This window comes from Streptomyces sp. NPDC052721 (assembly GCF_040678315.1).
Classification (GTDB): Bacteria; Actinomycetota; Actinomycetes; order Streptomycetales; family Streptomycetaceae; genus Streptomyces.
In genome coordinates this window covers 1-25,138 of the sequence record NZ_JBFATL010000067.1, presented here as the reverse complement: position 1 = coordinate 25,138, position 25,138 = coordinate 1, and the positions used below count along the sequence as shown (strand labels likewise).

The following is a 25,138-nucleotide window of genomic DNA, read 5'->3' as shown; positions in this document are numbered from 1 at the left end:
GGGCGCGGGGGGGGGTTTTACGTGCCGGGGCTCTTCGGGGTTCATACCCCCGGTAATCGTCCCTGTCCAAAACCACCCGTCGTCCGCCCGGAGGGCGGGCGGCAGACGGGAGTTTGACGACAGGACCTAGGTGCGCTGTTCCGGGACAGCACAGCTAGGGCGCCAGTATGTCCAGTTCCTGGAGGGCGCCCACGGTGATCTGACGGGTCAGTTCCTCCGCGCGGGACGCGTCGCCCGCGCGGACCGCCTCGGCCACCCGTACGTGCAGGGTGACGGCCGCCGGGTCGGGGTCCTCGAACATGACCTCGTGATGGGTGCGGCCGGCCAGCACCTCCGCGACGACGTCGCCGAGCCGGGCGAACATCTCGTTGCCCGAGGCGGTGAGGACGACCCGGTGGAAGGCGATGTCGTGGACGAGGTACTCCTCCAGCTTGTGGCCGCGTGAGTTGGCCACCATGCCGAGCGCGCACTCGGTGAGTTCGGCGCACTGCTCGGCCGTGGCGTGCTGCGCGGCGAGGCCGGCCGCGACGGGTTCGACCGCGGAGCGCAGCACGGTGAGGGAGCGCAGCTGGTGCGGGCGGTCGGCGCCGGCCAGACGCCAGCGGATGACCTGCGGGTCGTAGACGTTCCACTCGGCCTTGGGGCGGACCGTGACGCCCACCCGGCGGCGGGACTCGACCAGGTGCATGGATTCGAGTACGCGGACCGCCTCGCGCATCACGGAGCGCGACACCTCGAAGTGCTGTGCCAGCTCGTCGGTGCGCAGGACGCTGCCCGGCGGGTACTCGCCCGCTGTGATCGCGGGGCCGAGGGTGTCCAGTACATGGCCGTGCAGCCCCCGGCCCGGTGTGGTCATGCACTCAGCGTACGGCGTGGATCACAGCGACAAAAAGTCAGACTTATATGTCACAGACTCTTGAATTCGTCGTACCTAATGGGTTTCAGTGTGGCGACGCCGCAGTGGCGTCGATGTCGAGGAAGACAGCGAGGCAGTGATGCGAACCCCCCAGGTCGTCGTCGTGATGGGCGTCGCGGGGACGGGCAAGACCACGATCGGTCCCTTGCTCGCCGCGCGGCTGGGCGTCCCGTACGCCGAGGGCGACGACTTCCACCCCCAGGCCAACATCGACAAGATGTCGGCCGGGACCCCGCTCGACGACGCCGACCGGTGGCCGTGGCTGGAGGCCATCGGACACTGGGCGCACGGCCGGGCCGGACTGGGCGGGGTGGTCAGCAGCTCGGCGCTGAAGCGGTCGTACCGCGACCGGCTTCGGGCCGTGGCCCCCGGGATCGTGTTCCTGCACCTCACGGGCGACCGGCAGCTGATCGAGGAGCGGATGTCGCAGCGTCAGGGGCACTTCATGCCCACCGCGCTGCTGGACTCCCAGTTCGCCACGCTCCAGCCCCTGGAGCCGGACGAGGCGGGAGTCGCCGTGAACGTCAGCGGCAGTCCTCAGGAGATCACCGAGCGCGCCGTACAGGCCCTCGGCCTGCTTCCCGACACCGCGGGCAGCGCTCAGTAGCGCCCGTCAGAACACCCCCGTCACCGCAAGGGAACCCCCGTGACCAGACTCAGCGTCGAGATGCTGGCAGCGGACGCGCCTCCGCCGATCACCTCCGCCGGACACGCCCAGTTGGGCATAGCCGTGCTGGTGGGCATCGCGGTCATCGTCCTGCTCATCACCAAGTTCAAGCTCCATGCCTTCCTGGCGCTGACCATCGGGTCGCTGGCGCTCGGGGCGGTCGCCGGGGCGCCGCTCGACAAGGCCATCACCAGCTTCACCACCGGACTCGGCTCCACCGTGGCCGGCGTCGGCGTCCTGATCGCGCTCGGGGCGATCCTGGGCAAGCTGCTCGCCGACTCCGGCGGCGCCGACGAGATCGTGGACACGATCCTCGCCAAGGCCGGCGGGCGCGCCATGCCCTGGGCGATGGTGCTGATCGCCTCCGTGATCGGCCTGCCCCTGTTCTTCGAGGTCGGCATCGTGCTGCTGATCCCGGTCGTGCTGATGGTCGCCAAGCGCGGCAACTACTCCCTGATGCGCATCGGCATCCCGGCGCTCGCCGGTCTGTCCGTGATGCACGGCCTGATCCCGCCGCACCCCGGCCCGCTGGTCGCCATCGACGCGGTCAAGGCCAACTTGGGCGTGACCCTCGCGCTCGGCATCCTGGTCGCCATCCCGACGGTGATCATCGCCGGTCCGCTGTTCTCGAAGGTCGCGGCCCGCTGGGTGGACGTGCCGGCGCCCGACCGGATGCTGCCGCAGCGCGCCTCGGAGGAGCTTCAGCGCCGTCCGGGCTTCGGCGCGACCCTCGCCACCGTGCTGCTGCCGGTGGTGCTGATGCTGGCCAAGGCGCTGGTGGACATCGTCATCGACGACCCCGCGAACACGACCCAGCGTGTCTTCGACGTCGTCGGCTCCCCGCTGATCGCGCTGCTCGCGGCCGTGATCGTCGGCTTCTTCACGCTGGGCCGGCCCGCCGGGTTCACCAAGGGCCGGCTCCAGCAGACCGTCGAGAAGGGCCTCATGCCCATCGCCGGCATCCTGCTGATCGTGGGCGCGGGCGGCGGCTTCAAGCAGACGCTGATCGACTCGGGCGTGGGCCAGATGATCCTGGACGTCTCCAAGGACTGGTCGATCCCGGCGCTGCTGCTGGCCTGGCTGATCGCAGTGGCGATCCGGCTGGCGACCGGCTCGGCGACGGTGGCGACGGTCTCGGCGGCCGGCCTGGTCGCGCCGCTCGCGGCCGACATGTCGACCACCCACGCGGCCCTCCTCGTCCTGGCCATCGGCGCGGGCTCGCTGTTCTTCAGCCATGTCAACGACGCCGGTTTCTGGCTGGTGAAGGAGTACTTCGGGCTGAGCGTCGGGCAGACGGTGAAGACCTGGTCGGTGATGGAGACGATCATCTCAGTGGTCGCCGGCGGCCTGGTCCTGCTCCTGTCCCTGATCATCTAGGGGTACGGCGATGACGGCTCACCCCCTCTTCGACATCAGCGGCCGTACGGCGCTGGTCACCGGGTCCAGCCGGGGCATCGGCCTCGCGCTGGCCCGGGGCCTGGCGGAGGCCGGCTGCACGGTGGTCCTCAACGGGCGCGACGCGGGCCGGCTGGCCGAGGCCGCGGCGGACCTTCCCGGTGAGGTGCGTACGGCGGTGTTCGACGTGACCGACGGTCCGGCCGTGGCCGCCGGGATGGCGGACGTCGAGGAGCGGGTGGGCCCGCTCGACATCCTGGTGAACAACGCGGGCATGCAACTGCGTGCCCCGCTGCTGGACTTCGCGGACGCCGACTGGCACCGCATCCTGGACACCAATCTCACCAGCGCGTTCCTCGTCGGCCGGGAGGCCGCCCGGCGGATGACGGCACGCGGCCACGGCAAGATCATCAACATCTGCTCGTTGCAGAGCGAGGTCGTCCGGCCCGGCATCGCGCCGTACGCGGCGGCCAAGGGCGCGCTGAAGATGCTCACCAAGGGCATGTGCGCCGACTGGGGGCCGTACGGCGTCCAGGTCAACGGCCTCGGCCCCGGCTACATCGAGACCGAACTCACCCGGCCCCTGGTGGAGGACGAGGAGTTCAGCGCGTGGGTGCGGCGCCGCACCCCGGCCGGGCGCTGGGGCCGTACCGAGGACCTGGTGGGCGGGCTGCTCTTCCTGGCCTCGCCCGCCGCGGACTTCGTCGGCGGGCAGGTGCTGTACGTCGACGGCGGCATGACGAGCGTGCTGTGAAAGGGGCGGCGGGCGTGCTGGGGTGTGTGATCCACGGGGCCGGCGATCTGCGGGTGGAGGAGCTGGCGCCCCCTCAGCCCGGGCCGGGCCAGGCGCTGGTGGCCGTCCGGTACGGCGGTGTGTGCGGGTCCGATCTGCACTACTGGCGGCACGGCGGGGTCGGGGACTTCCGGCTCCGGGAGCCGATGGTGCTCGGGCACGAGGTGGTCGGCACGGTGGTGTCCTACGGCCCCGGGGCCACCGGTCCCGCGCCGGGTACGGCGGTCGCCGTGCACCCGGCCACGCCGTGCGGGGTGTGCCCGGAGTGTGCCGACGGACGGGCGAACGTGTGCCGCGACACACGGTATCTGGGCAGTGCGGCGCGCTTTCCGCACGTGCAGGGCGGGTTCGCGGGTCAAGTGGTCGTTCCCTCCGGCCAGTTGAGGGCGTTGCCGGACGGGCTCGGGCTGCGCCGGGCCGCGCTGGCCGAGCCGCTGTCGGTGGCGCTGCACGCGGTGCGGCGGGCCGGTCGGGTGGCCGGGCGGCATGTCCTGGTCACCGGGGCCGGGCCGATCGGGTGCCTGGTCGTCGCGGCGGCGAAGGCGGCGGGCGCGGCGCGGGTGACGGTGACCGACCTGGTGCCCGAGGCGCTGGGGTACGCGGCCGTCGCGGGCGCCGACACGCTCGTACGGGCCGACGACCCGGACGATCCCGGATGGCCGGCGGAGGTGGACGCGGCCGTGGAGGCGTCGGGGGTGGCCGCCGGTCTGGACACCTGTCTGCGGCTGGTACGGCGCGGGGGCGTGGTCGTCCAGCTCGGGATGCTGCCGGCCGGGCGGACGCCGTTCGCCGGGAACCTGGTGGTGAGCCGGGAGATCGAACTGCGGGGCGCGTTCCGCTTCGGCGCCGAGTTCGACGACGCGCTGCGACTGCTGGCGGCTCGTGGGGAGTTCGACGGGCTGGTCAGCGCGGTGGTTCCCGTGGAGGAGGCCGCGTCCGCGTTCGCCCTGGCCTGTGACCGGGGGCGGTCGTGCAAGGTGCTGCTGGAGTTCTGAGGGCGCTGGAGCGTCGAGGGGAGCAGTCGGCGCAGCGGCGTCACGGGCGCCACAACGAGTGCTCCCTGTGCGCCCACTCCCTCGTCACCGTTCCCGTCCGCAGCCCCCGCCTCGCCTCGGGGTCCCCCAGGGCCATGCCGATGTGGCCGGCCAGGACCACGCCGATCGTCAGGGCCAGCCAGTCGTGGACGAAGGTCGCCGAGGTGCGCCACATCAGCGGGGTGAGACGGGTGAACCACATCATCAGGCCGGTGCCGAGCATGACCAGGGTCGCACCGGCGATCCAGGCGGCGTAGATCTTCTGGCCGGCGTTGAACTTGCCCGCGGGGCGCGCGCCGTGGCGTCGGTCGCGGCGCAGCGCGGCGCGCAGCCAGACCCGGTCGTGCGGACCGAAGCGGTTGAGGAAGCGCAGGTCGGCGCGGAAGGCGCGGGAGGCCAGGCCCAGCAGGACCGGCACCGGCAGCGCGAGGCCCGCGCACTCGTGCACCCGGACGACCAGTTCCCGGCGGCCGACCAGGACCGCCAGCTGCGGGATGTAGAGGACGGCCGCGGTCACCACGCACACGGCCATCAGCGCGGCCGTCACACGGTGCACCCACCGTTCGGCCCGGGTGAAGCGGTGGACGCGGGCGCCCGGCGGGGCCGGCGTCTCAGCTCGTAGGCTCATCGTCGCGTCCGTTCGAGCGGCCGACCCAGGCGTCGACGTCGTAGCCGAGGTTCTCCCAGTAGCCCGGCTTCACCCGGTCGGTGACGGTGATGCCGGAGAGCCATTTGGCGGACTTGTAGAAGTACATGGGGGCGACGTAGAGGCGGACCGGGCCGCCGTGGTCGTGGCCGATGTCCTTGTCCTGCATGCGCAGGGCGACCAGCACGTCCGGGCGGCGCGCCTGGTCGAGGGTGAGGCTCTCGGTGTAGGTGCCGTCGAAGCAGGTGAAGCGGAGGGCCTTGGCGGAGGGGCGGACGCCCGCCGCGTCGAGCAGGTGGGACAGGCGTACGCCTTCGAAGGGGGTGCCGGGGACCCGCCAGCCGGTGACGCACTGGACGTCCTTGACCAGCCGGGTCCGCGGCAGGGCGCGCAGCTCGTCGAGGGTGTAGCCGCGCGGGCGGTCGACCAGGCCGTCGATGGTGAGGCGGTAGTCCGCGGCGGTCTTGTGCGGGACGGAGGCGGCGACGGAGTAGTAGCGGAAGCCGCCGCCGTTGGGCAGCAGACCGGTGAGGCCGGTGGGGTCCTTGCCGGCGACGCCGCCGAGGAAGCCTTCGACGCCGCGTTGCAGCGCGGGCGCCGCGACCACGCCGAGCGCGCCCAGGCCGAGGGTGCCGAGGAAGACGCGGCGGCCGATGGGCCGGCCGTCCCGCTCGTGTGCGGGTTCCTCGGGTTGTTCGGAGTTCACGTGTTCATTCGAGCACTCGGGGCCGCGCGGGGCCAGGCGCTCGGGCCACTGGTCAGATTTCCGTAATCACTTCTTACGTGCGTCACTTCTCGGGTACGGCTTCCGAGCCCCGGTGTCTCAGTGCCCGAGCGCGCGGGTGCGGGCCGCGTGGTAGGCCGCCAGGGGGTCGGGGTGCGCGTAGGCCCAGGGCGCCGGGGTGGCGTGTGCGCCGATGCGCTGGAAGAGGGCCGCCGCCTCGGCCGGGCGGCCGGCGCAGGACAGGGCGAACGCGAGGTGGTTGAGGTCGATGTGACGGCGGGGGTGTTCGTCGTGCTCCCACTCCAGCCACCAGTCGAAGCAGGCGCGCAGGATGCGCCGGGCCCGTGGGCCGGACCAGTGCCCGGAGGCGGCCGGGTCGGCGGGGGCGAGGCCGGCGGCGGCGAGGACCCGGTAGCGCTCGGCGTAGGCGACGACCGGCAGGACGGCCAGCGGGGAGTCGGCGGGGGCCTCGGCGGCGGCCAGCTCGGCGAGGTCGTACACCTCGTGGGTCTCGGCCCGGCCGCCGGCGGGCCGTTCGGCGAGGCGGGCGATCAGCAGATGGTGGGCGTGGTGGTGTTCGGGGTGGCGGCGGCGCAGCTCGGCGAAGGCGGCGAGCACCTCGCGCTCCGGGCCGAGGGCGCGGGCGAGCAGCAGCCGGCCGAGCCAGGGGGTGGGGTCGGCGGGGGCGAGTACGGCGGCCGTGCCGCAGGCCTCGCGGGCCCGGCCGGGTTCCTCCTCGCCGCGTAAGGCGCGGTGCACCAGGGCGAGGGCGAGCAGCGCGGTGGCGTCGGCGGAGCCGGGCTCGGCGGTCAGCCAGTCGGTCGCCCAGGCGGCGGCGCGGGGATCCTGGGCGAGCACGGTGAGGCGGTGGCCGCGGCGGTCCCAGTCGTCGCCGGTGTGCACCAGCAGGGAGCGGGCGGCCTGCCGCCGGCCCTGGGCCAACGCCGCCCGTGCGGTGCGCAGTTCCGCGTCGTCGAGGGCGGCGTCGTGGGCCCCGGTGGCGTCCTCGGCGGTCTCGCCGGACGGTTCCGTGGGGGCCCGGCGAGTGCCGAGCAGAGGCGGGAGAGGGGGCACCGCGGGACTTCCTGTTTCTCGGGCTGCCATCGACCGATCACGCACAGCAAACCCTCAGCCAAGGGTTGCGTCAAGCGGAACGGCGCTGTTGCGAGCTTCAACTTCCCTGCATGAAGCGGAACTTGATCGTCCCGGCGCAGGTGGGCCGGGTCACGGCCGACCGGACCCGGGAACGTTCCTGTGGCGTATGCCATCGCGTTTCCGGGGCGTACGCCCCGGGTTCTGTGGCGTACGCCATGGCGCCGCGCGTCCCGGCCCCGGACCATGACGAGTCAGGCCCCGGACCACGACGAGTCAACCGCCCGGTTCCGGGTACTTCCGGGGCAATGCCGTCCCGGGAGCGCTACAGTCGGCCACTACCGCCCGTGGTACGGCCGGACGATCGAGGTACACAGCGTGTCGGTTCTGGTTCTCCTTCTCGCCGTCAGCGCGGCCTGCTGTCTGGGTTTCGGATTCGTGCTCCAGCAGAACGCGGCGCAGAAGGCACCGCTCAGCGACTTCCTCTCCTTCCGCCTGCTGCTCGACCTGATGCGGATACCGCGCTGGCTGAGCGGGCTCGGCCTGATGGTGGCCGGCATGGTGCTGGGCGCGATCGCCCTCGGCAAGGGCGAGATCTCCCTGGTCGAGCCGCTGCTCGCGACCAACCTGCTGTTCGCCCTCGCCCTCTCCCGGCACCAGACCGGACAACCGCTCGGCCGCCAGGGCTGGGCCGGGCTGCTGCTGCTCGCGGGCGGGGTGAGCGCGTTCATCGTGGCGGGCGAGCCGCGCGGCGGCACGGCGGTCACCGATCCGCTGCGGCACTGGCTGATCATCGGGGCGGTGGTGGGCGTGGCCCTGGTCCTGACGACGTACGCCAAGCGCTCCCGGCTGAGCTGGGGCCCGGTGCTGCTCGCCCTGGCGGCCGGGCTGCTCTACGGCGTCCAGGACGCGCTGACCCGGGTGAGCGGCACCCGCTTCTCCGACGGCGGCCTCCCCGAGCTGTTCACCGGCTGGCAGCCGTACGGCGTGCTGGCCTGCGGGGTCACCGGTCTCGTCCTGGTGCAGAGCGCGTTCGAGACGGCCCCGCTGCGCATGTCGCTGCCCGCTCTCACGGCGGCCGAGCCGCTCGCCGGGATCCTGTGCGGCGTGGGCTTCATGGGCGACCGGCTGCGCACCGACACCGGGGCGCTGGCCGGGGAGGCGGCCGGGCTCGCGGCGGTGGTGGCGGGCATCGTGCTGCTCGGGCTGCATCCGGCGATGCCGTGCGGCACGGCGGAGACGGAGCCGGGAGCCCGGGACCTCCAGCGCCGCTGAGCCGGCCCTGCTGGGACGAGGCGGCCCTGCCCGGATGAACCGGCCCTGCTTGGATGGCGGGCATGAATCCTGCTGACGAGATCCTCGACATCGTCGACGAGCACGACCGGGTCGTCGCCCAGTTCTCGCGCGGCGAGGCGTACGCGCGCGGACTGCGCCACCGCTGTGTGTTCATCGAGACCCGGGACGCGGCCGGCCGGCTCTTCGTGCACCGGCGCACGGCGACCAAGCTGGTGTTCCCCTCCCTGTACGACCTGTTCGTCGGCGGGGTCGTCGGCGCGGGCGAGTCCTACGACGAGGCGGCGCTGCGGGAGGCCGAGGAGGAGCTGGGCGTGACCGGGCTGTCCCGGCCGGAGTTCCTCTTCAAGTTCCTCTACGACGACGGCGCCGGGAACAGCTGGTGGTCGGCGGTGTACGAGGTGCGCTGCGAACAGCCCGTGCGGCCGCAGGAGGAGGAGGTCCAGTGGCACGCCTTCCTCCCCGAGGAGGAGGTCGAGCGGCGGCTTGGCGAGTGGGAGTGGGTGCCGGACGGGCTGGCGGCCTACGAGCGGCTGCGGGCGTTCCGGGCGGGCCGGTGACCGCCCGGTAGGGTCGGCCGCGTGAGCGAATTCGTACGGAACATCCGGCTGTGGTTCGCGCCGGAGCGGGTGCGGGACGAGGGCGGCACGCCCGACTACCGGTTCTCGCTGGCCAACGAGCGCACCTTCCTCGCCTGGCTGCGCACCGCGCTGGCGCTGATCGGCGGCGGATTCGCGGTGGACCAGTTCCTCCCCGATCTGCGCTGGGCCTGGCGGGTCGGTCTCGCGCTGGCCCTGCTCGCGGCCGGCGTCCTCTGCTCCCTGCGCGCGGTGAACCACTGGGTGCGCTGCGAGCGGGCGATGCGGCGCGGCGAGGACCTGCCCGCGTCCCGCTTCCCCGCGCTGCTGAGCCTGGTCGTGGCGGTGGTGGCCGTCGCGATGGTGCTGGTGGTCCTGGTCGGGTGGGAAGGGTGAGTGCCGGGCAGGCGGGCGCCGGGCGGGACCCCGGACTCCAGCCGGAGCGCACCCGGCTGGCCTGGCGGCGTACGACGCTGTCGGCCGCCGTGGCCGCCGTACTGGCCGTGAAGACGGCGCTGCACGGGGGCGCCTCGGCCACCGGGATCGTCATGTGCGCGCTGTGCTGCGGGCTGTGCCTGGGCTTCCTCCGGGTCGCCCACCTCCGCATCCACGCCCTGGCGGCCGGCACCCCACCGCCCGCCCTCGCCCCGCGCCACGCGACGGCGGCGGTGCTGTGCGCGGTGGCGATGGCGGTGTGCGCGGCCGTACTGGTGGTCTAGGCCCTGTCGTCAAACTCCCGTCTGCCGCGCTCCGGGCGGACGACGGGAGTTTGACGACAGGACCTAGGACCTGCCGCCCTCGGCGTCCTGGCCCACCGTCACCACGATCTTCCCCCGGGTGTGGCCCTCCTGGCTCAGGCGGTGGGCGTCCGCCGTGCGCTCCAGGGGGAAGGTCCGCTGGACGTGGACGGAGACGACGCCCTGTTCGGCCAGGTCCGACAGGTGGCGCAGATCCTCGGGGTCCGGGCGGACGAAGCAGTACCGGCCGCCGTGTCCCACGACCTGGTGGTCGGCGATCGATGCCAGCCGGCCCTCCGGGGCGAGCAGGGCGGCCGAGGTCTTCAGGGTGTCGCCGCCGATGGTGTCGAAGACCGCGTCCACGCCCTCGGGGGCGAGCCCGCGCACCCGTTCCGCCAGGCCGTCGCCGTAGCTCACCGGCTCGGCGCCCAGCGTGCGGACGTAGTCGTGGTTCGGCTCGCCGGCGGTGCCGATGACCCGGGCGCCGAGGTGGGCGGCGATCTGGACGGCGAGCGAGCCGACCCCGCCGGCGGCCGCGTGCACCAGTACGGTCTCGCCCCGCCGCACCGCCAGCGCCTTGACCAGCACCTGATAGGCGGTGAGCCCGGCCAGCGGGAGCCCGGCGGCCTCCTCGAAGGACAGGTTGCGCGGTTTGCGGGCCAGGGCGCGGACGGGCGCGGCCACGTACTCGGCGAAGGTGCCTCGGGAGAGGAAGTCCTCGCGGACATAGCCGATGACCTCGTCGCCGACGCCGAACTCGGTGACGGCGGCGCCGGGCCGTACGACCACCCCGCTGACGTCCCACCCGGGGATCACCGGAAAGACGGCGTCGAGGACCGGGTCCAGATGTCCTTCGCGGCACTTCCAGTCGACCGGGTTGACGGCCGCCGCGCGCACCTCGACCAGGATCTGGTCGGGGCCGACCTTGGGATCGCGCAGCTCGCCGTACTCCAGCACCTCGGGTCCGCCGTAGCGGCGGTAGCTGATGCCCTTCACGCCCTCGCCCTCCGGGGTACTCGTCCGCCACGCAAGCGGGATGTCCCGATACGCGGCTTTCGCGTGGCAGTCTTCCGACGTCAGGCACCCCGTACCCCCGAAGGTGAGCACTATGACCACCCTTCACCAGGAACACACCGAGCACGCGACGCACAGCCACGGGCCGGACTGCGGCCACAACGCCGTCCGGCACGGCGACCATGTCGACTACGTCCACGACGGCCATCTGCACCGGGAGCACGAGGGCCACTGGGACGAGTGCGAGCCGGCCGGGCACGCCGTCCACGAGGGCCATGAGCATGTGCACCACGACGAGTGCGGGCACGCGCAGGTGCCGCACGGCGACCACGTGGACTATCTGCACGACGGGCACCGCCACGCCGAGCACGGGGACCACTGGGACGACCACTGATCCGCCGGAGACGAAGGCCGACGGCTCCCCGGGCGGCGCACCGGGGGGCCGTCGGCCTATCGTGGCTCCGGTCACGTTCCGTCTGATCTTCACCGCGCGCACTGGACGGCATACCGACCGGTCGGCATCATGAGTCCAGTCCTGTTCGCCCGTTCGTAGGAGTGACGTATGAGCGCCGACCACCCGCCCGGTCTCGACCTGGACCGGCTGCGCGCCCAGCTCGACCGCGAGCGCCCCGGTCTGGTGAACGGCCCCCTGACCGGACGGCTGATCGAGGGCGGACGGTCGAACCTCACCTACGCGCTCTCGGACGGCACTTCGAAGTGGGTCGTCCGCCGGCCGCCGCTCGGCCATGTGCTGGCCACCGCGCACGACATGAAGCGCGAGCACCGGGTGATCAGCGCGCTGCACCCGACCCGGGTGCCGGTCCCCCGCCCGCTGCTGCTGTGCGAGGACGAGGAGGTGCTCGGGGCGCCCTTCTACGTCATGGAGTTCGTGGAGGGCACGCCGTACCGCACCGCCGGCCAGCTCGCCCCGCTCGGCGCGGAGCGCACCCGCAACGCGGTGCTGTCCCTGGTGGACACGCTGGTCGAGCTGCACGCCGTGGACCCCGCCGAGGTGGGCCTCGCCGACTTCGGCCGCCCGGAGGGCTTCCTGGACCGGCAGCTGCGCCGCTGGGGCAAGCAGCTGGACGCCTCCCGCAACCGCGAGCTGGCGGGCATCGACGAGCTGCACGCGGCCCTCGGCCGAGAGCTGCCCGCCTCCCCCGCCCCGGCGGTCGTCCACGGCGACTACCGCCTGGACAACGTCCTGATCGGGGACGACGACACGATCAAGGCGATCCTCGACTGGGAGATGTCCACGCTCGGCGACCCGCTCACCGACCTGGGTCTGCTGGTGATGTACAGCCTGCCGCTCGGCATGCCCGACTCGCCCGTCTCCACCACCGCCGAGGCGCCGGGGCACCCCGACCCGCGGGAGCTGGTCGAGCGGTACGCCGCCCGCTCCGGCCGGGACGTCTCGGCCGTCTCCTGGTACACGGCGTTCGCCTGGTTCAAGCTCGCCGTGATCCTGGAGGGCATCCACTACCGGTACACGCTCGGCCAGACGGTCGGCCGTGGCTTCGACCGCATCGGCGACCTCGTGCCCGTCTTCATCGAGCACGGACTCACGACTCTTCAGGAAGGCTGACCGGCATGGACTTCGCGTTCGACGCGCGCACCGAGGAGCTGCGCGACAGGCTCCTCGCCTTCATGGACGAGTACGTCCACCCGGCCGAGGCGGTCGCCGAGGAGCAGCGGGCGCGGCTGGCGTCCCCCTGGGACACCCCGGCCGTGGTCGAGGAGCTGAAGGCCGAGGCCCGCAGGCAGGGCCTGTGGAACCTCTTCCTCCCGGACGCCGAGTACGGCGCCGGGCTGACCAACCTCCAGTACGCGCCGCTCGCCGAGATCACCGGCCGTTCCCCGCACCTCGCGCCGACCGCGACCAACTGCGCCGCGCCCGACACCGGGAACATGGAGGTGCTGGCGCAGTTCGGCACCGAGGAGCAGAAGAAGCAGTGGCTGGAGCCGCTGCTGGCCGGTGAGATCCGCTCGGCGTTCGCGATGACCGAGCCGGAGGTGGCGTCCTCGGACGCCACCAACATCACCACCCACATCGAGCGGGACGGCGACGAGTACGTCATCACGGGCCGCAAGTGGTACATCTCCGGGGCGATGAACCCGGACTGCAAGATCTTCATCGTGATGGGCAAGACGGACCCGGACGGGGCGGACATCCGCCGTCAGCAGTCGATGGTCCTGGTCCCGCGCGACACCCCGGGCGTCACCGTGAAGCGCGCGATGCAGGTCTTCGGCTACGAGGACCACGCGCACGGCGGCCACGCCGAAGTCGTCTTCGACCACGCGCGCGTGCCCGTGTCGAACCTCGTCGGCGAGGAGGGCGGCGGCTTCGCCATCGCCCAGGCCCGGCTCGGCCCCGGCCGGATCCACCACTGCATGCGGCTGATCGGGATGGCCGAGCGGGCGATCGAGCTGATGTGCCGGCGGGCCGTCTCCCGCAGCGCGTTCGGCAAGGCGCTGGCCCAGCAGGGCGTGGTGCAGAACTGGATCGCCGACGCCCGGGTCACCGTCGAGCAGCTGCGGCTGCTGGTGCTGAAGACGGCCTGGCTGATGGACACCGTCGGCAACAAGGGCGCCCACACGGAGATCCAGGCCATCAAGATCGCGACGCCGCGCGCGGTGGTCGGCATCCTGGACCGGGCGATCCAGCTGCACGGCGCGGGCGGGGTGAGCCAGGACTTCCCGCTGGCCGAGCTGTACGCGAGCGCCCGCACGCTGATGCTCGCCGACGGCCCGGACGAGGTCCACCAGCGGTCGCTGGCCCGCCGGGAGCTGAAGAGGTACCTCTGAGGTCGCCGGTACCGCGGAGGCCCAGGTGTCCCAGAGGTCCCGGTACCCCCGAGGCCCCTACGGCCGCAGGGCCCGCAGGAGCAGGTCGGCCAGATGGTCGGCCACCTCCTGCGGGCTCATCGGGCCGTCCGGCCGGTACCACGTCGACAGGTGGTGGACCGAGCCGAAGTGGTAGTCCACGACCAGGTCGGCCGGGGTCGCCGTGGAGAAGACGCCCGCCTTCTGGCCCTCCTCCACGAGCGCGCGGAAACGCTCGTGGTAGCGCCGGCGCTCGGCGCGGACCTGCTTGTTCTTCTCCGGGCTCAGGTGGTGCATGGACCGGAAGAAGATCATCGCGTCGTCGAGGTTCTCGATCGTCGTGACGACGACGTCCGCCGCCGCGTCCCTGAGCCGCTTCTCCACCGGCTCGTCGGCGTTCGCGAACGTGTCCAGCCGCTCCTGCTGGAGGCGCAGCACGCGCGCGTACACCTCGTGCAGCAGGTCGTCCTTGGAGCCGAAGTAGTGGTACAGCGCCCCCTTGGTGACGCCGGCCGCCTCCACGATCTCCTGCACGGACGTGCGGTCGTAGCCCTGCTCGGCGAAGAGCCGGGTGGCGGCGGCCAGCAGCCGCTGCGGGACGGGCGTCCCGTCTCCGTCCGTCGTCCTGGGCACTGCCGCCACCTGCCTTTCCGTAAGGTCACTCGCTGTCGCGGGAACGCAGTTCCCGACGGAGGATCTTCCCACTCGCCGTCTTGGGCAAGTCGGGCAGGATCTCCACCTGCCGCGGGTACTTGTAGGCGGCCAGTCTCTCCTTGCAGTACACCGCGAGTTCATCCGGGTCCGCCTCGGCCCCCGGACGGAGGCTGATATAGGCCTTGACGGTCTCGCCACGGTACCCGTCGGGGACGCCGACGACGGCCGCCTCGCGCACCGCCGGGTGGGTGTACAGGACGTCCTCGACCTCGCGCGGCCACACCTTGAAGCCGGACGCGTTGATCATGTCCTTCTTGCGGTCCACGACGTACAGCCAGCCCTGCTCGTCCATGAACCCGATGTCGCCGGTGCGCAGCTCGCCGTCCGGGAAGGTCTCGGCGGTGGCGTCCGGGCGCCGCCAGTAGCCGGGCACCACCTGCGGCCCGCGGACGACGATCTCGCCGTGCTCCCCGAGCGGCACCTCGGCGCCCCGCTCGTCCACGATGCGCACGACCGTGTCGGCGCCGGGCAGCCCGACGGACAGCGTCCCGGAGACCGGGTCCACGGGCGCCTCCAGGTGGGGCGGGACGGAGGCGCAGGGGGCGGTGCACTCGGTGAGGCCGTAGCCGACGCGGATGTACGGCCCGAAGCGCTCCCGGAACGTCTCCACCAGGGCCGGCGGCACGGGGGCGCCGCCCGACGACAGGTTCACGAAGGAGGCGAAGTGCTCCCGGGTGACGTCCGGGTGGGCGGCGAGCGCCATGTACGCGGTGGAGGGGCCGACGGTGTAGTGCGGGCGGTGCTCGGCGAAGGCCTCCAGGACGGCCCCGGGCTCGAAGCGGTAGGTGAGCACGAGGGTGCCGACGCTGTTCAGACAGGCCCCGAACTGGCAGACCATGCCGGTGATGTGGAACAGCGGCGCGAGCGCGTAGTAGACGGGCGCCTCGGGCAGGCCGAGTCCCGTGGCCTGCCGCTCGGCGTTGTGCATGACGTTCGCGTGCGTGTTGGTGGCGCCCTTGGGCGTGCCGCTGGTACCGGAGGTGTAGCTGATCAGCGCGATGTCCTCCGGGCGCGGCGAGCGGCCCTCGGGGGCCCGGCCGCCCTGCCGGGCGACGGCCACCAGGTCGTCGGCGTCCGGGGCCTGGGGCAGCCGCTCGAAGGCCAGCACGCGCGGGTCGTCGCGGGTCTGGAAGTCCCGTTCGCAGGCGGTGAGCACGATCCGCACCGGCGAGCCGGCGGCCGTCTCCCTCAGGTACGACTCCCAGGCCCGGTCGGAGCAGACCAGCGCGGCCACCTCGCCGTCCCGCAGGACGTGCGCCACCTCCCCCGACTTGTACATGGGGTTGACCGGGACGACGGTCGCGCCCGCCTTCCAGGCGCCGAGCACGGCGAACACGAAGTGCGGGGAGTTCTGCAGCAGGACGGCCACCCGGTCGCCGCGCTCCAGGCCGCGCGCGGCGAGGTGGGCGGCGACGGCGTCCGTCAGCTCGTCGACCTCCCGGTAGCTGAGCCGGGCGTCGAAGTAGGCGAGGAAGGTGCGGTCCGGGGCCTGGGCGACGGCACCGCGCAGGGCGTGCACGAGCGAGTCGGCGGGGTCGGCCGGGGCGCGCTGGGCCTCGGTCAGCAGCGCGAGCCAGGGCCGGGCCGCGTACGGGGAGGCGGTCACCGGGCGGCCTCCCACTTCTGCTGGAGGTGGTTCATGTGCGTGAGCCAGCGGTCGGGATCGCCGGCCCGCGCCTGGTAGAAGCCGGCGACCTCGGGGTGCGGCAGGATCAGGAAGCGGTCCTCCGCGATGCCCTGGAACAGGGCGTCGGCGACGGCCTCCGGCGTGATCGCGGTCGGCTGGAGCACCAGGTCGCCCGCGCTGCCGGTGGCGGCCAGCATGTCGGTGCGGACGCCCTGCGGGCAGATGGCGTGGACCTTGATCCCCCGGTGCCGGTACGTCAGCGACAGCCACTCGGCGAAGGCGTAGGCGCCGTGCTTGGTCACGCTGTAGGAGGGCGCGCCGATCATGGTGAGCAGTCCGGCGGCGGAGACGGTGGAGACGAACCGCCCGCCGCCCCGCTCCAGCCAGTCGGGCAGCAGCGCGTGCGCGGCGCGGACGTGGGCCATCAGGTTCACGTCCCACGAGGTGGCCCAGGTCCTCTCGTCCAGGCTCCCGTCGAGGTCACCGTCCTCGAAGGCGACGCCCGCGTTGGCGCAGTAGACGTCCACCGTGCCGCCGAGCGCGTCGCGGGCCTCGGCGACGATCGCGGAGGCGTCACCGGGTACGGCGGTCCCGCCGATCTCCTCGGCCACCGCCTTGGCCTTCCCGGCGTCCAGGTCGTTCACCACGACCCGCGCCCCCTCGGCGGCGAACCGCCGGGCCAACGCCGCCCCGATTCCCCCACCGGCTCCGGTGACGACCACTCCCGCATCCTGCACGGCTTCCACCATCGGTCTCCTTCGACACGACTTTCGCGCGGCGCGCGTCGGCTCTGGTCGGCCCAGACTAACCGGTCGGTATGTGTGAAGGAAGGGGAACTGCTCCAACCTCAAGGGACGCGGGGCGTTGTCGCTGTGCGCTTGGCCGCGTCCGCGCGAGCAACCCAGACGGCCCGCACGTGCCCACTCACCGGAGGCCCCATGCACCTGTCCCGACGGACCCTTCTCGCATCGGCGACGACAGCAGCCCTTCCCACCACGCCCGAACACCCCGAGCATCTCCGCACCGGCTTCGAAAGACTCGCGGCCGACGGCTACTCACTCCTGGACGGCCGGCGCGTCGGCATCGTCACCAACCCCACCGGCATCACCAGGGGCACCGAGCACATCGTCGACGTCATGCACCGGGACCCCCGCGTCGAGCTGACGGCGGTCTTCGGCCCCGAGCACGGCTTCCGGGGCACCGCGCAGGCCGGCGGCTCGGAGGGCCGCTACGACGACCCCGCGACCGGCCTCCCGGTGTACGACACGTACCTGAAGAGCGGCCGGCCGCTCGCCGACGTCTTCACCGCCTCCGGCGTCGACACCGTCGTCTTCGACATCCAGGACGTCGGCGCCCGCTTCTACACGTACATCTGGACCCTCTACGACTGCATGGAGGCGGCCCAGCTCGCCGGCAAGCGGTTCGTCGTGCTGGACCGCCCGAACCCGGTGACCGGACGCGAGGCTGAGGGCCCGGTGCTGCACAGGGAGTTCGCCACCTTCGTCGGCCGGCAGCCGATCGCGCAGGCGCACGGGATGACCGTGGCGGAACTGGCCCGCCTGTTCAACGGCGAGTTCCTGGCCACGCCCGTCCCCCTGGAGACGGTCCGCATGTCGGGCTGGAAGCGCTCCGGGTTCTACGACGCCTCGGGCCTGCCCTGGGTGCCGCCGAGCCCCAACATGCCCACCCCGGACACCGCGTTGGTCTACTCCGGTACCTGCATGTTCGAGGGCACCAACCTCTCCGAGGGGCGCGGCACGACCCGGCCGTTCGAACTCCTCGGCGCCGAGGGACTCGACGGCCGCTGGGCCGCCGCCGCGAACGAGGCCGGGCTGCCGGGGGTGCGGTTCCGGGAGGCGTACTTCACGCCCACGTTCTCCAAGTTCCAGGGCAGGACCGTCGGCGGGGTGCAGATCCACGTGACCGACCGGGCCGCCTACGACCCCGTACGCACCGGGATCGCGCTGCTGGTGACCGCCCGTAAGGCGTGGAGCGGCTTCGCCTGGCGGTCCGACAACTGGATCGACAAGCTCACCGGTTCCGCTCAGGTGCGCACGATGATCGACGCGGGCGCCGGCACCGACGAGGTGACGGGCGCCTGGCAGGAGGAGCTGGCCGCGTTCCGGCGGGTCCGGAAGGGGTATCTCCTGTACAAGTAGTGCTCCTTTCCAGGGGACTTGGGGGTCTGGCATGGCGGATCCTGGGACGGGTGTGACTCCCTACTGGGAGCTGACCTTCGACGCGGACGGGGATGTGGCCGGCCCTGACCGCGACCGGCTGCTGACGCAGGTCACGGGCCACGGCGTCCGTGACCTGATCGTCTTCTCGCACGGCTGGAACAACGACCGCTCGGGCGCGACGGCGCTGTACCGCCGCTTCTTCGCGCCGGTCCCGGAGCTGGCCCCTGAGGCCCGGCTGGGGTACGTCGGCGTGATCTGGCCGTCGATGCGGTTCAGCGACGAGCCGATCCCCGACTTCCCGAGGTCCGTGGCGGCCGTGGAGGCGGGGGCGGCACCGCGCCCGGCGCTGGACAAGGACACCCGGCGTGCCCTGCTGGAGGCCTTTCCGGGCCGGACCACCGTGCTGGACCAGCTGGCCCGCATGCTGGACGAACGGCCGGGCGGCACCGAGGGGCTGACCGAGTTCGGGCGGCTGGTGAGGCTGCTGCTGGACGACGACCGGCAGGGGGTGGCGGCCGACACGGACGAGGACGGCGAACCCGCCGTGTTCGGTGGCGACCCGGTGACCGCGTGCGAGCAGTTCGCCGGGGCCCTGTCCGCGCTCGACGCGTCCGGCGACGCGGCCCGGTTCACCCTTCCGAACCCGTGGGACGGCGCGAAGGAGCTGCTGCGGCAGGCGACGTACTACCGGATGAAACGGCGGGCCGGGACGGTCGGCGAGCGGGGACTCGGCCCGCTGCTGGGGCGGTTGGCGGGGGCGGCGCCCGGGGTGCGGGTGCATCTGGTCGGGCACAGCTTCGGCGGCCGGCTGGTGGCGTTCGCGCTGCGCGGGCTGCCCGCGGGAGTGGACACGGTGAAGTCGGTGACCCTCCTCCAGGGTGCCTTCTCGCACTACGCGTTCGCGGCCCGGCTGCCGCACGCCCCGGACCGGTCGGGCGCGCTCCAGGGCCTCCAGCGGCGCGTCGACGGCCCGCTGGTGTGCTGCTACTCGCGCTTCGACGCGGCCCTCGGCACGTTCTATCCGCTGGCCTCCCGGCTCGCCGGGGACGACCGCGGCTGCGCGGGCAACGAGATCGCGGCGGTGCTGGGACCCCGGTGGGGCGCCATGGGGCACGACGGGACGCAGGCGGTGCCGGGCACCGCCCGGCTCGGCCTGGCGGCGGCTCTCGACGGCCGGCTGCCGGCGTCGGGGTGCGTGAACGTGGACGCGGCGGCCGTGGTCCGGCGCGGGGGCGCGCCGTCCGGGGCGCACAGCGACATCGTGCACCCCGAACTGGCGCGGCTGGTGCTGGCTGCGGGCCGTATCGCCTGACCCGCCGCCCGTGGCACCTCAGCGGTGCGCGGTGTACTCCACGACCTGCTGGAAGGTCGGCCGGTTCTGCCAGCTGATCCTGCCGTGCTTGATGCCGCCCAGGGTGCGCTGCACGATCGAGTCGGCGCACCACTGGTCGCCCGCCGAGCACTGGTCGTCGCCCGGGTAGACCTGGGCGGCGGTCTTGCCCGCGGCCTCCTTCAGGGTGCTGATCAGGGTGTCCCGGCAGCCGGTGAGGGTGCCGCCGCCGCAGTACTTCCGGGCGAGGCCGCCCCGCACGGACTCCCCGAGCACCGCCCGGATGTCCTTGTCGACGTAGGACCACCAGCCGTACTGGAAGGAGCTGCCGGCGTGCGAGCCGGTCGGGCCGTGACCGGCGGACGGCGCCTCGTCGACCGGCAGGTTCCCGGTGACCGCCGTGTAGAGGTCGCTGCCGAGACCGGGTTCGAACTCGGCCTTGACCAGCAGCGGCCACCAGGCGTCCAGGACGCGGATCGCGTCGGCGTCGGCGTACTTCTTCGAACCGGCCGACGTCTCGGTGCGCTTGGCGCCGGCGGTCACCCACGCCTGGAGCCTGCTCACGGCCGCGGCGGCCGTCGGGTCGGTCACCGGCGAGGAGGTGATCACCTTGAGCAGCTTGGGCAGCACGTCCTCGGCGCGCAGATCGGCGAGGCCCGCGTCCGCCATGGCCTGCACCAGCTTGGTCCGGGTCACCCCGCCGGCCGCGACCAGCTTCTTCACCCGGTCGTCCAGCAGGTTGCCGCGGTGCACGGAGCCGTCGCCCCAGGGCGCGGTCGTGTAGTCCTTGGCCTGCTTGTTGTTCCAGGAGATGTAGTAGTCCTGGTCGACGGAGTTGGGGTGCGCGGAGGGCGGGGTGTAGTCGGCGGTGTTGGTGGCCGGGTCCCAGTTCCGCCACTCGTACTGCGGTCGCGCCCACACCGGGAACTCGGTGTCGACACCGCTGGCCCGGACGGGGTTGTCACCGCTGTTGTAGTAGGCGGTGTGCTGGGAGTCGGCGTAGAACCAGTTGAAGGTGAAGTTGATGTGCTGCGCCGCGCTCTGGAAGTCCTTCGGCCCCTTGACGTAGTCGGGGTCGTTGAGCATCTGGAAGCCGATGATCGAGTCGGCCTCGTGCAGGTAGGAGGAGCGCAGGGTGGTGTAGGCGACCTTCTTGCCGCCGACGGTGGCGCGGTACTCCACCGGACCGTATGCGGTCCGCCACGCGCGCATGGTGTACGACCCGGCGGCCGTGCCGTCGGCGGTGGTCGGCTTCCAGGCGTTCTTCTGCTCGATCTTCTCCATGGCCGTGCAGGTGCCGTGGTACAGGTAGTGGTAGTCGTCCTGGCACAGCTCGACGGCGTAGGTGTCGATGATGTCCTGGCCGGAGGTGGTGGCGCTCCAGGAGTAGTCCTGGCCGCGGCCGAGTTCGACGTACATGCTCAGGCCCGCGAAGGAGGCGCCGCGGGCGCTGATGCCCGGTCCCTGGATCTCCTGGAGCATGAGCAGCTGCGGGGCGAAGTAGCCGGTCTGCGGCCCGAACACGGCGATGGGGTGGCCGCTCGCGGTGTACTTGCCGCTGACCACGAGGGCGTTGGACATCCCGCGCCTGGCGGAGCCGAGGGCGGTCTTCGCGGCGGAGCCCGAGGCGCTGGTGGCGCTCGCGGTGGCCGCGCTGCCGGTACGGTCGTGGACCAGCGGTTCCTGGGTCACCGAGCCGGCGTCGGGCAGGGCCTCGCCCTGGGCGTCGGCGGGCTTGGCGCCGTAGGGGAAGCTCTCGCCGTTGTGGACGGTGAGGACGGCCTCGGGGTCGTTGCGTTCGCGGAAGGACTCCCAGACCCTGGTGCCCTCCTCGACGCCGTACCTGGCCTGGGCGGCGAGCAGGGAGAGGGCGTTGTCGACCTCGCCGCCACCGCCGGAGCCGAACAGTGAGCCGATCACGGAGGCGAGCGCCACGAGGTCGGTGACCTTGAAGTGTTCTATGGTGCCGGCGTTGGTGATCGAGTCCTTGTGGCCGGTCAGGACGTACTCGCCGGGGAAGTAACGGCCGCTGTCGGAGGCGTCGATGTAGGCGTTGACGCCGTCGAGGTAGGCCTTGACGTCGGCGAGGGCCTGCTGGCCGCGGGCGCCGTTCTTCGCGACCGCGTTGTCGATCTGCGCCTGGAGGTCGGCCTCGGTGTAGGGCGCGTTGCGGTAGAACTGCTGCTCAAGGCCCTGGTTGGCGGGGGCGCCGCCGGCGAAGGAGGTCAGCTGGCCGCGGCCCACGTGCCGGAAGACGTCCATGAGCCACAGCCGGTCCTGGGCCGCCGCGTATCCGGCGCCGAACTCGGTGCCGTAGCGGGTGGTGCCCGTGATGTGCGGCACACCGGTCTTCTTGTCGCGGACGATGGTCACGTCACCGCGGCCGGCCGGCTTCTCGGTGGAGGCGACCTGGTCGGCGGGGACGCCGAACGAGGCGTCGTTGAAGAAGGTGTTGATCGTGGCGTCGGTCAGGCCCTTGTAGCCGGTGGCCAGGTCGGCGTACGGGCCGAGCTGGTCCTCGGCGTGCGCGGGCTGGGTGCCGAAGGCCTGGTTGAGCAGGATCTGGGCGAGCGTCGCGTTGCCGTTCTCGCCGGGCGGCAGGATGTCCGAACACCGGCCGCCACAGTAGTCGTTGGCGGCCGTGGCGTCGGCCGCCGCCACGGCCGCCTGGGTGAGGGGGGAGAGAAGACCGGCGACGAGGATGCATACGGACGCGGTCTTCAGGAACCCGGGGAGTCGGCGGGACGTTCTCAGTCTGTCAAGGGCGGTACGTGGGGTGCGCCGTGGCATGGCAGCTCCTAGCGACAGAGGTGGCCGAACGTTACCGCCGGTATCCCCAGCTTTAAAGGTGAGCATGCGTCACTTTCTGGAGTCTGGAAGCAGATCCCGACAAGAGATGGAGCCGAATCGCCTGTCGATACGTCTATTCGGCGACGTCCGTGCGACGACGCCGAAGTGACCGAAGTACAGGTGCAGGTGTGACGGAGGTGCAGGGCGATGGCAGGTTTCCGGAGTCTGGCGAGACAGGTACGCGATCCGGGCTGTGATCTGGCGCTGCGGCGGTACTCGCTGCGCAAGTGCCTGGAGAAGTTCGCCCCTTACGGGCATCGGGCGACCTGGGACCATCTGTGCTCCCGGGCGGGGTTCGGCCCCGAGGACCGCTCCCCCGATCCGGCGCGGCTCGTGGCCGCGCTGGAGGAGCTGGAGGAGGCCCGTGACGTCTGGCTCGCCTACGAGACCGACTTCACCGAACGACGCAGGAAGGAGAAGCACGACGGGCTGCGCCGGCCGGGCAGCGTGGACGACTGGCACCGGCTGACCTGGGGCGGCTTCGGGGTCGCCTGGTGCGACGACCCGCGGGTGCACCCGGATGAGCCGCTGGCGGTGGTGCTGCGCCGGCTGATCGCCGCGCTGGAGCGGGAACCGGGCGAGTCGTGCCCGGTGTGCGGCGGAGAGCGGCTGGTCTGGAAGTACGGCCTGGACCACGAGCCGTCGTCCGGCCCGGTCTGTACGGACTGCGGGATCCTGGTGCCGCGTCCGGTCCTCAGCCCGCGGGCTCTTGAGTACGCCCGCCGGGGACGCCTGCTGATGTCGGCCTGAGCGGTGGTGTTCCCAGGGGCGTGGTGATGGGGGGCGCGCAGGGGATGCCGCGCCCTCTGCTGTGGGATGTGCGGCACCATCGAGGCATGGTGCAGGTGTGTCTCAACGGGCGTCGTACGGCCGCCGACGGTGTCGCCGTGCCGATGTCCCCGCAGGATCTGGCGCGTTCCGCCGCCGAAGCGGTGGCGGCCGGCGCCACCTCGGTCCACGTCCACCCGAAGACGCCGTGCGGCCACGACAGCCTCTCCCCGCGCGTCCTGGCCCCGGTCCTGGAGGCGATCCGGGCGCGGGTGCCGGTGCCGGTCGGGGTGACCACCGGTGCCTGGGCGGAACCGGATCCGTCCGCGCGGCCCGCCCGGGTGCGGTCCTGGTCGGTGCTGCCCGACTTCGCCTCGGTCAACTGGCATGAGCCGGGCGCCGAGGAGGTCGCCGAAGCACTCCTGTCGAGGGGCGTGGGCGTGGAGGCGGGCATCTGGTCCGGCACCGAGGGCGCGCGCCGGTTCGCGGTCTCGCCGCTCGCGCCGGGGGTGCTGCGGGTGCTGGCCGAGGTGACCGACCCGGACCCGGCGACCGCCGAGGCGTCGGCGCGGGCGCTGCTGGCCGAGCTGGGTACGGCACACGGCCGCCCGGTGCTGCTGCACGGCGAGGAGGGCGGGACCTGGCAGGTGCTCCGGCTGGCGGGCCGGCTGGGCCTCGCCACCCGGATCGGCCTGGAGGACACCCTGTTCCTGCCGGACGGCCGACGGGCCCTGTCCAACGCCCGGTTGGTGGCGGAGGCGCGGGCGCAGTACACAGGCGGCGAGGACGGTGCCGGGTGCCGGTGAGGGCGGCCTCAACACAGGTGCGACGCGAGGGAGTTCGTCGCACTCCCGGCGTGAGGCACCTCCTCGGCCCGGTCAGGGCCGGCCGGTCAGGGCCGGCCGGTCACGGCCGCGGTGAAACGCGCCCCCAGCTCCGCGACCGCGGCGCGCAGTTCCTCCCCGCCCTCGACGCGGAAGGCGAACGGCACGCGCGCCAGCCATTCCTGCGCGTACATGGCCGGGTTGCGCGTGCTGCCGACCAGCACACAGCCGTCCCCCGAGGGTTCGAGCCGTCCCATGGGCGGTTGGATCCAGGGGGCCACCTCGGTGAGGGACGCGGCGAACACCACGCGGGTCGGGAACGCCCATCCCAGGCCCAGGTTCTCCTCCAGCACCGCGACCGGGTCGAGGTCCTCGGGTGGTGCGAATCCGTGCGCGGTCGGCCGGACCGCGCGGACCCGGTCGACCCGGTAGGTGCGGACCGCTCCCGCGCGATGCGAGTGGCACAGCAGGTACCAGCGTCCATGGCGGACGACGACGGCCCAGGGATCCAGCTCCGCCTCCCACTCGTCACCGGCCTCGCCGCGGTAGGTGACCGACACACGGCGCCGGGCCGCGACGGCGGCGACGAGTTCGCTGGTGACGGCCGGATCCGGGCGTACCGCGTACGGGTCCGGTGCCGCCGCCGCGAACTCCCGCAGCAGGGCCGCCTGCCGGCCGACGCTCTTCGGCAGCGCCTTGACGACCTTGCCCAGGGCGGTGCCGACCAGGTCGTCGGCGTCGGCCGCGGCCGGCCGGCCGGCGAGGACCGCCATCACCAGTCCGAGGGCCTCGGACTGCGTGAAGTGCACGGGCGGCAGCCGCGTCCCGCGCCCCAGCCGGTACCCGCCGTACGGGCCCCGGGCCGACTCCACGGTGATGCCCGCCTCGCGGAGGATGCCGACGTACCGGCGCGCGGCCCGCTCCGTGACGCCCAGCCGCACGGCGAGTTCGCCGGCCGTCGTACCGGGGCGGGCCTGGAGGATCTCCAGGGCGCGCAGTGCTCGCGCGGTGGGGCTGAGATCGTTCGGCACCCGTGCAGGCTAGGCCCTGTCGTCAAACTCCCGTCTGCCGCGCGACGCCATGCACGCACTCTCGCCGCACCGGGCCCCGACCCAAGTACATCCAGTACGAGG

25 protein-coding genes are annotated in these 25,138 nt (G+C 72.7%); 15 read left to right on the top strand and 10 right to left on the bottom strand.

The features are described 5' to 3' along the window. Positions 1–154: 154 nt before the first annotated feature. Positions 155–856, bottom strand: coding sequence for a FadR/GntR family transcriptional regulator (locus AB0L21_RS37590; RefSeq protein ID WP_365705149.1), 702 nt, complete (start codon positions 854–856; stop codon positions 155–157). Between the two features lie 139 nt (positions 857–995). Between AB0L21_RS37590 and AB0L21_RS37585 the strand changes: the two genes are divergently transcribed. Genes AB0L21_RS37585 through AB0L21_RS37570 form a run of 4 tightly spaced genes read left to right on the top strand, consistent with a single transcriptional unit; the run spans position 996 to position 4,766 of the window. Then, on the top strand, positions 996–1,523 hold the full coding sequence (locus AB0L21_RS37585; RefSeq protein ID WP_365788545.1) for a gluconokinase: 528 nt from the start codon (positions 996–998) through the stop codon (positions 1,521–1,523). A 39-nt stretch (positions 1,524–1,562) separates the two neighbouring features. After that, positions 1,563–2,960, top strand: a complete 1,398-nt coding sequence (locus tag AB0L21_RS37580; RefSeq protein WP_365705153.1) for a gluconate:H+ symporter — start codon at positions 1,563–1,565, stop codon at positions 2,958–2,960. A gap of 10 nt (positions 2,961–2,970) precedes the next feature. Next, complete coding sequence (locus AB0L21_RS37575) at positions 2,971–3,732, top strand: SDR family oxidoreductase (RefSeq protein WP_365788544.1); 762 nt, start codon at positions 2,971–2,973, stop codon at positions 3,730–3,732. A gap of 14 nt (positions 3,733–3,746) precedes the next feature. Further along, the gene (locus tag AB0L21_RS37570; protein ID WP_365788543.1) at positions 3,747–4,766 is read left to right on the top strand and encodes an L-idonate 5-dehydrogenase; all 1,020 of its coding nucleotides are present in this window, start codon (positions 3,747–3,749) and stop codon (positions 4,764–4,766) included. A 40-nt stretch (positions 4,767–4,806) separates the two neighbouring features. Here AB0L21_RS37570 and AB0L21_RS37565 read toward each other — a convergent pair whose 3' ends face one another. The 3 genes from AB0L21_RS37565 to AB0L21_RS37555 form a co-directional block, all read right to left on the bottom strand. Continuing rightward, positions 4,807–5,433: a cytochrome b/b6 domain-containing protein gene (locus tag AB0L21_RS37565; protein WP_365788542.1), complete on the bottom strand. Its 627-nt coding sequence runs from the start codon at positions 5,431–5,433 to the stop codon at positions 4,807–4,809. Further along, positions 5,417–6,157 carry a molybdopterin-dependent oxidoreductase gene (locus AB0L21_RS37560; protein WP_365788541.1) on the bottom strand — a complete coding sequence of 247 codons (741 nt, stop codon included), beginning with the start codon at positions 6,155–6,157 and terminating at the stop codon, positions 5,417–5,419. Before AB0L21_RS37560 ends, AB0L21_RS37565 begins: the two co-directional genes overlap by 17 nt. Positions 6,158–6,274: 117 nt before the next feature. Continuing rightward, a complete protein-coding gene (locus tag AB0L21_RS37555) occupies positions 6,275–7,249 on the bottom strand; it encodes a hypothetical protein (protein WP_365788540.1) in 975 nt (324 codons plus the stop codon). A 396-nt stretch (positions 7,250–7,645) separates the two neighbouring features. Here AB0L21_RS37555 and AB0L21_RS37550 point away from each other — a divergent pair, with 396 nt between their 5' ends. The 4 genes from AB0L21_RS37550 to AB0L21_RS37535 all read left to right on the top strand — a co-directional run bounded on the left by AB0L21_RS37550 (position 7,646) and on the right by AB0L21_RS37535 (position 9,857). Beyond that, positions 7,646–8,542 (top strand): DMT family transporter, encoded by an 897-nt coding sequence (locus AB0L21_RS37550; RefSeq protein ID WP_365788539.1) that lies wholly within the window; start codon positions 7,646–7,648, stop codon positions 8,540–8,542. Positions 8,543–8,604: 62 nt separating this feature from the next. Continuing rightward, positions 8,605–9,120, top strand: coding sequence for an NUDIX domain-containing protein (locus AB0L21_RS37545; protein ID WP_365788538.1), 516 nt, complete (start codon positions 8,605–8,607; stop codon positions 9,118–9,120). A 21-nt stretch (positions 9,121–9,141) separates the two neighbouring features. After that, positions 9,142–9,534 (top strand): DUF202 domain-containing protein, encoded by a 393-nt coding sequence (locus AB0L21_RS37540; RefSeq protein ID WP_059248445.1) that lies wholly within the window; start codon positions 9,142–9,144, stop codon positions 9,532–9,534. After that, a complete protein-coding gene (locus tag AB0L21_RS37535) occupies positions 9,531–9,857 on the top strand; it encodes a DUF202 domain-containing protein (protein WP_365788537.1) in 327 nt (108 codons plus the stop codon). The genes AB0L21_RS37540 and AB0L21_RS37535 overlap by 4 nt, the downstream gene beginning before the upstream one ends. 63 nt (positions 9,858–9,920) lie before the next feature. Here AB0L21_RS37535 and AB0L21_RS37530 read toward each other — a convergent pair whose 3' ends face one another. Next, positions 9,921–10,871, bottom strand: coding sequence for an NADP-dependent oxidoreductase (locus tag AB0L21_RS37530; RefSeq protein WP_365788536.1), 951 nt, complete (start codon positions 10,869–10,871; stop codon positions 9,921–9,923). Positions 10,872–10,983: 112 nt separating this feature from the next. Between AB0L21_RS37530 and AB0L21_RS37525 the strand changes: the two genes are divergently transcribed. From AB0L21_RS37525 to AB0L21_RS37515, 3 genes are all read left to right on the top strand, one after another. Beyond that, the gene (locus tag AB0L21_RS37525) at positions 10,984–11,283 is read left to right on the top strand and encodes a hypothetical protein (RefSeq protein WP_365705172.1); all 300 of its coding nucleotides are present in this window, start codon (positions 10,984–10,986) and stop codon (positions 11,281–11,283) included. Between the two features lie 168 nt (positions 11,284–11,451). Further along, positions 11,452–12,474: a phosphotransferase family protein gene (locus tag AB0L21_RS37520; protein WP_365788535.1), complete on the top strand. Its 1,023-nt coding sequence runs from the start codon at positions 11,452–11,454 to the stop codon at positions 12,472–12,474. Between the two features lie 5 nt (positions 12,475–12,479). After that, on the top strand, positions 12,480–13,694 hold the full coding sequence (locus AB0L21_RS37515; protein ID WP_365705176.1) for an acyl-CoA dehydrogenase: 1,215 nt from the start codon (positions 12,480–12,482) through the stop codon (positions 13,692–13,694). Positions 13,695–13,751: 57 nt separating this feature from the next. Here AB0L21_RS37515 and AB0L21_RS37510 read toward each other — a convergent pair whose 3' ends face one another. The 3 genes from AB0L21_RS37510 to AB0L21_RS37500 are packed head-to-tail and all read right to left on the bottom strand — an operon-like array spanning position 13,752 to position 16,802. Continuing rightward, a complete protein-coding gene (locus tag AB0L21_RS37510) occupies positions 13,752–14,345 on the bottom strand; it encodes a TetR/AcrR family transcriptional regulator (RefSeq protein WP_030658172.1) in 594 nt (197 codons plus the stop codon). 25 nt (positions 14,346–14,370) lie between these two features. Then, on the bottom strand, positions 14,371–16,032 hold the full coding sequence (locus AB0L21_RS37505) for an AMP-binding protein (RefSeq protein WP_365788534.1): 1,662 nt from the start codon (positions 16,030–16,032) through the stop codon (positions 14,371–14,373). After that, positions 16,029–16,802 (bottom strand): SDR family oxidoreductase, encoded by a 774-nt coding sequence (locus AB0L21_RS37500; RefSeq protein ID WP_365705180.1) that lies wholly within the window; start codon positions 16,800–16,802, stop codon positions 16,029–16,031. Before AB0L21_RS37500 ends, AB0L21_RS37505 begins: the two co-directional genes overlap by 4 nt. 189 nt (positions 16,803–16,991) lie before the next feature. On the opposite strand from AB0L21_RS37500, the gene AB0L21_RS37495 reads away from it, so the two are divergent. Together AB0L21_RS37495 and AB0L21_RS37490 are read left to right on the top strand one after the other, a co-directional pair. Continuing rightward, positions 16,992–18,212 carry a DUF1343 domain-containing protein gene (locus tag AB0L21_RS37495; RefSeq protein ID WP_365705182.1) on the top strand — a complete coding sequence of 407 codons (1,221 nt, stop codon included), beginning with the start codon at positions 16,992–16,994 and terminating at the stop codon, positions 18,210–18,212. A 31-nt stretch (positions 18,213–18,243) separates the two neighbouring features. Further along, the gene (locus AB0L21_RS37490; RefSeq protein ID WP_365788533.1) at positions 18,244–19,545 is read left to right on the top strand and encodes a serine-threonine protein kinase; all 1,302 of its coding nucleotides are present in this window, start codon (positions 18,244–18,246) and stop codon (positions 19,543–19,545) included. 18 nt (positions 19,546–19,563) lie between these two features. Here AB0L21_RS37490 and AB0L21_RS37485 read toward each other — a convergent pair whose 3' ends face one another. Next, a complete protein-coding gene (locus AB0L21_RS37485; RefSeq protein ID WP_365788532.1) occupies positions 19,564–22,353 on the bottom strand; it encodes a penicillin acylase family protein in 2,790 nt (929 codons plus the stop codon). Between the two features lie 207 nt (positions 22,354–22,560). Here AB0L21_RS37485 and AB0L21_RS37480 point away from each other — a divergent pair, with 207 nt between their 5' ends. Both AB0L21_RS37480 and AB0L21_RS37475 read left to right on the top strand, forming a co-directional pair. Beyond that, positions 22,561–23,163 (top strand): hypothetical protein, encoded by a 603-nt coding sequence (locus AB0L21_RS37480; protein ID WP_365788531.1) that lies wholly within the window; start codon positions 22,561–22,563, stop codon positions 23,161–23,163. A gap of 86 nt (positions 23,164–23,249) precedes the next feature. Then, complete coding sequence (locus AB0L21_RS37475) at positions 23,250–23,987, top strand: 3-keto-5-aminohexanoate cleavage protein (protein WP_365788530.1); 738 nt, start codon at positions 23,250–23,252, stop codon at positions 23,985–23,987. A gap of 86 nt (positions 23,988–24,073) precedes the next feature. Here the strand turns inward: AB0L21_RS37475 and AB0L21_RS37470 are convergent, their stop codons facing one another. After that, a complete protein-coding gene (locus AB0L21_RS37470) occupies positions 24,074–25,036 on the bottom strand; it encodes a WYL domain-containing protein (RefSeq protein ID WP_365788529.1) in 963 nt (320 codons plus the stop codon). Positions 25,037–25,138: the final 102 nt, after the last annotated feature.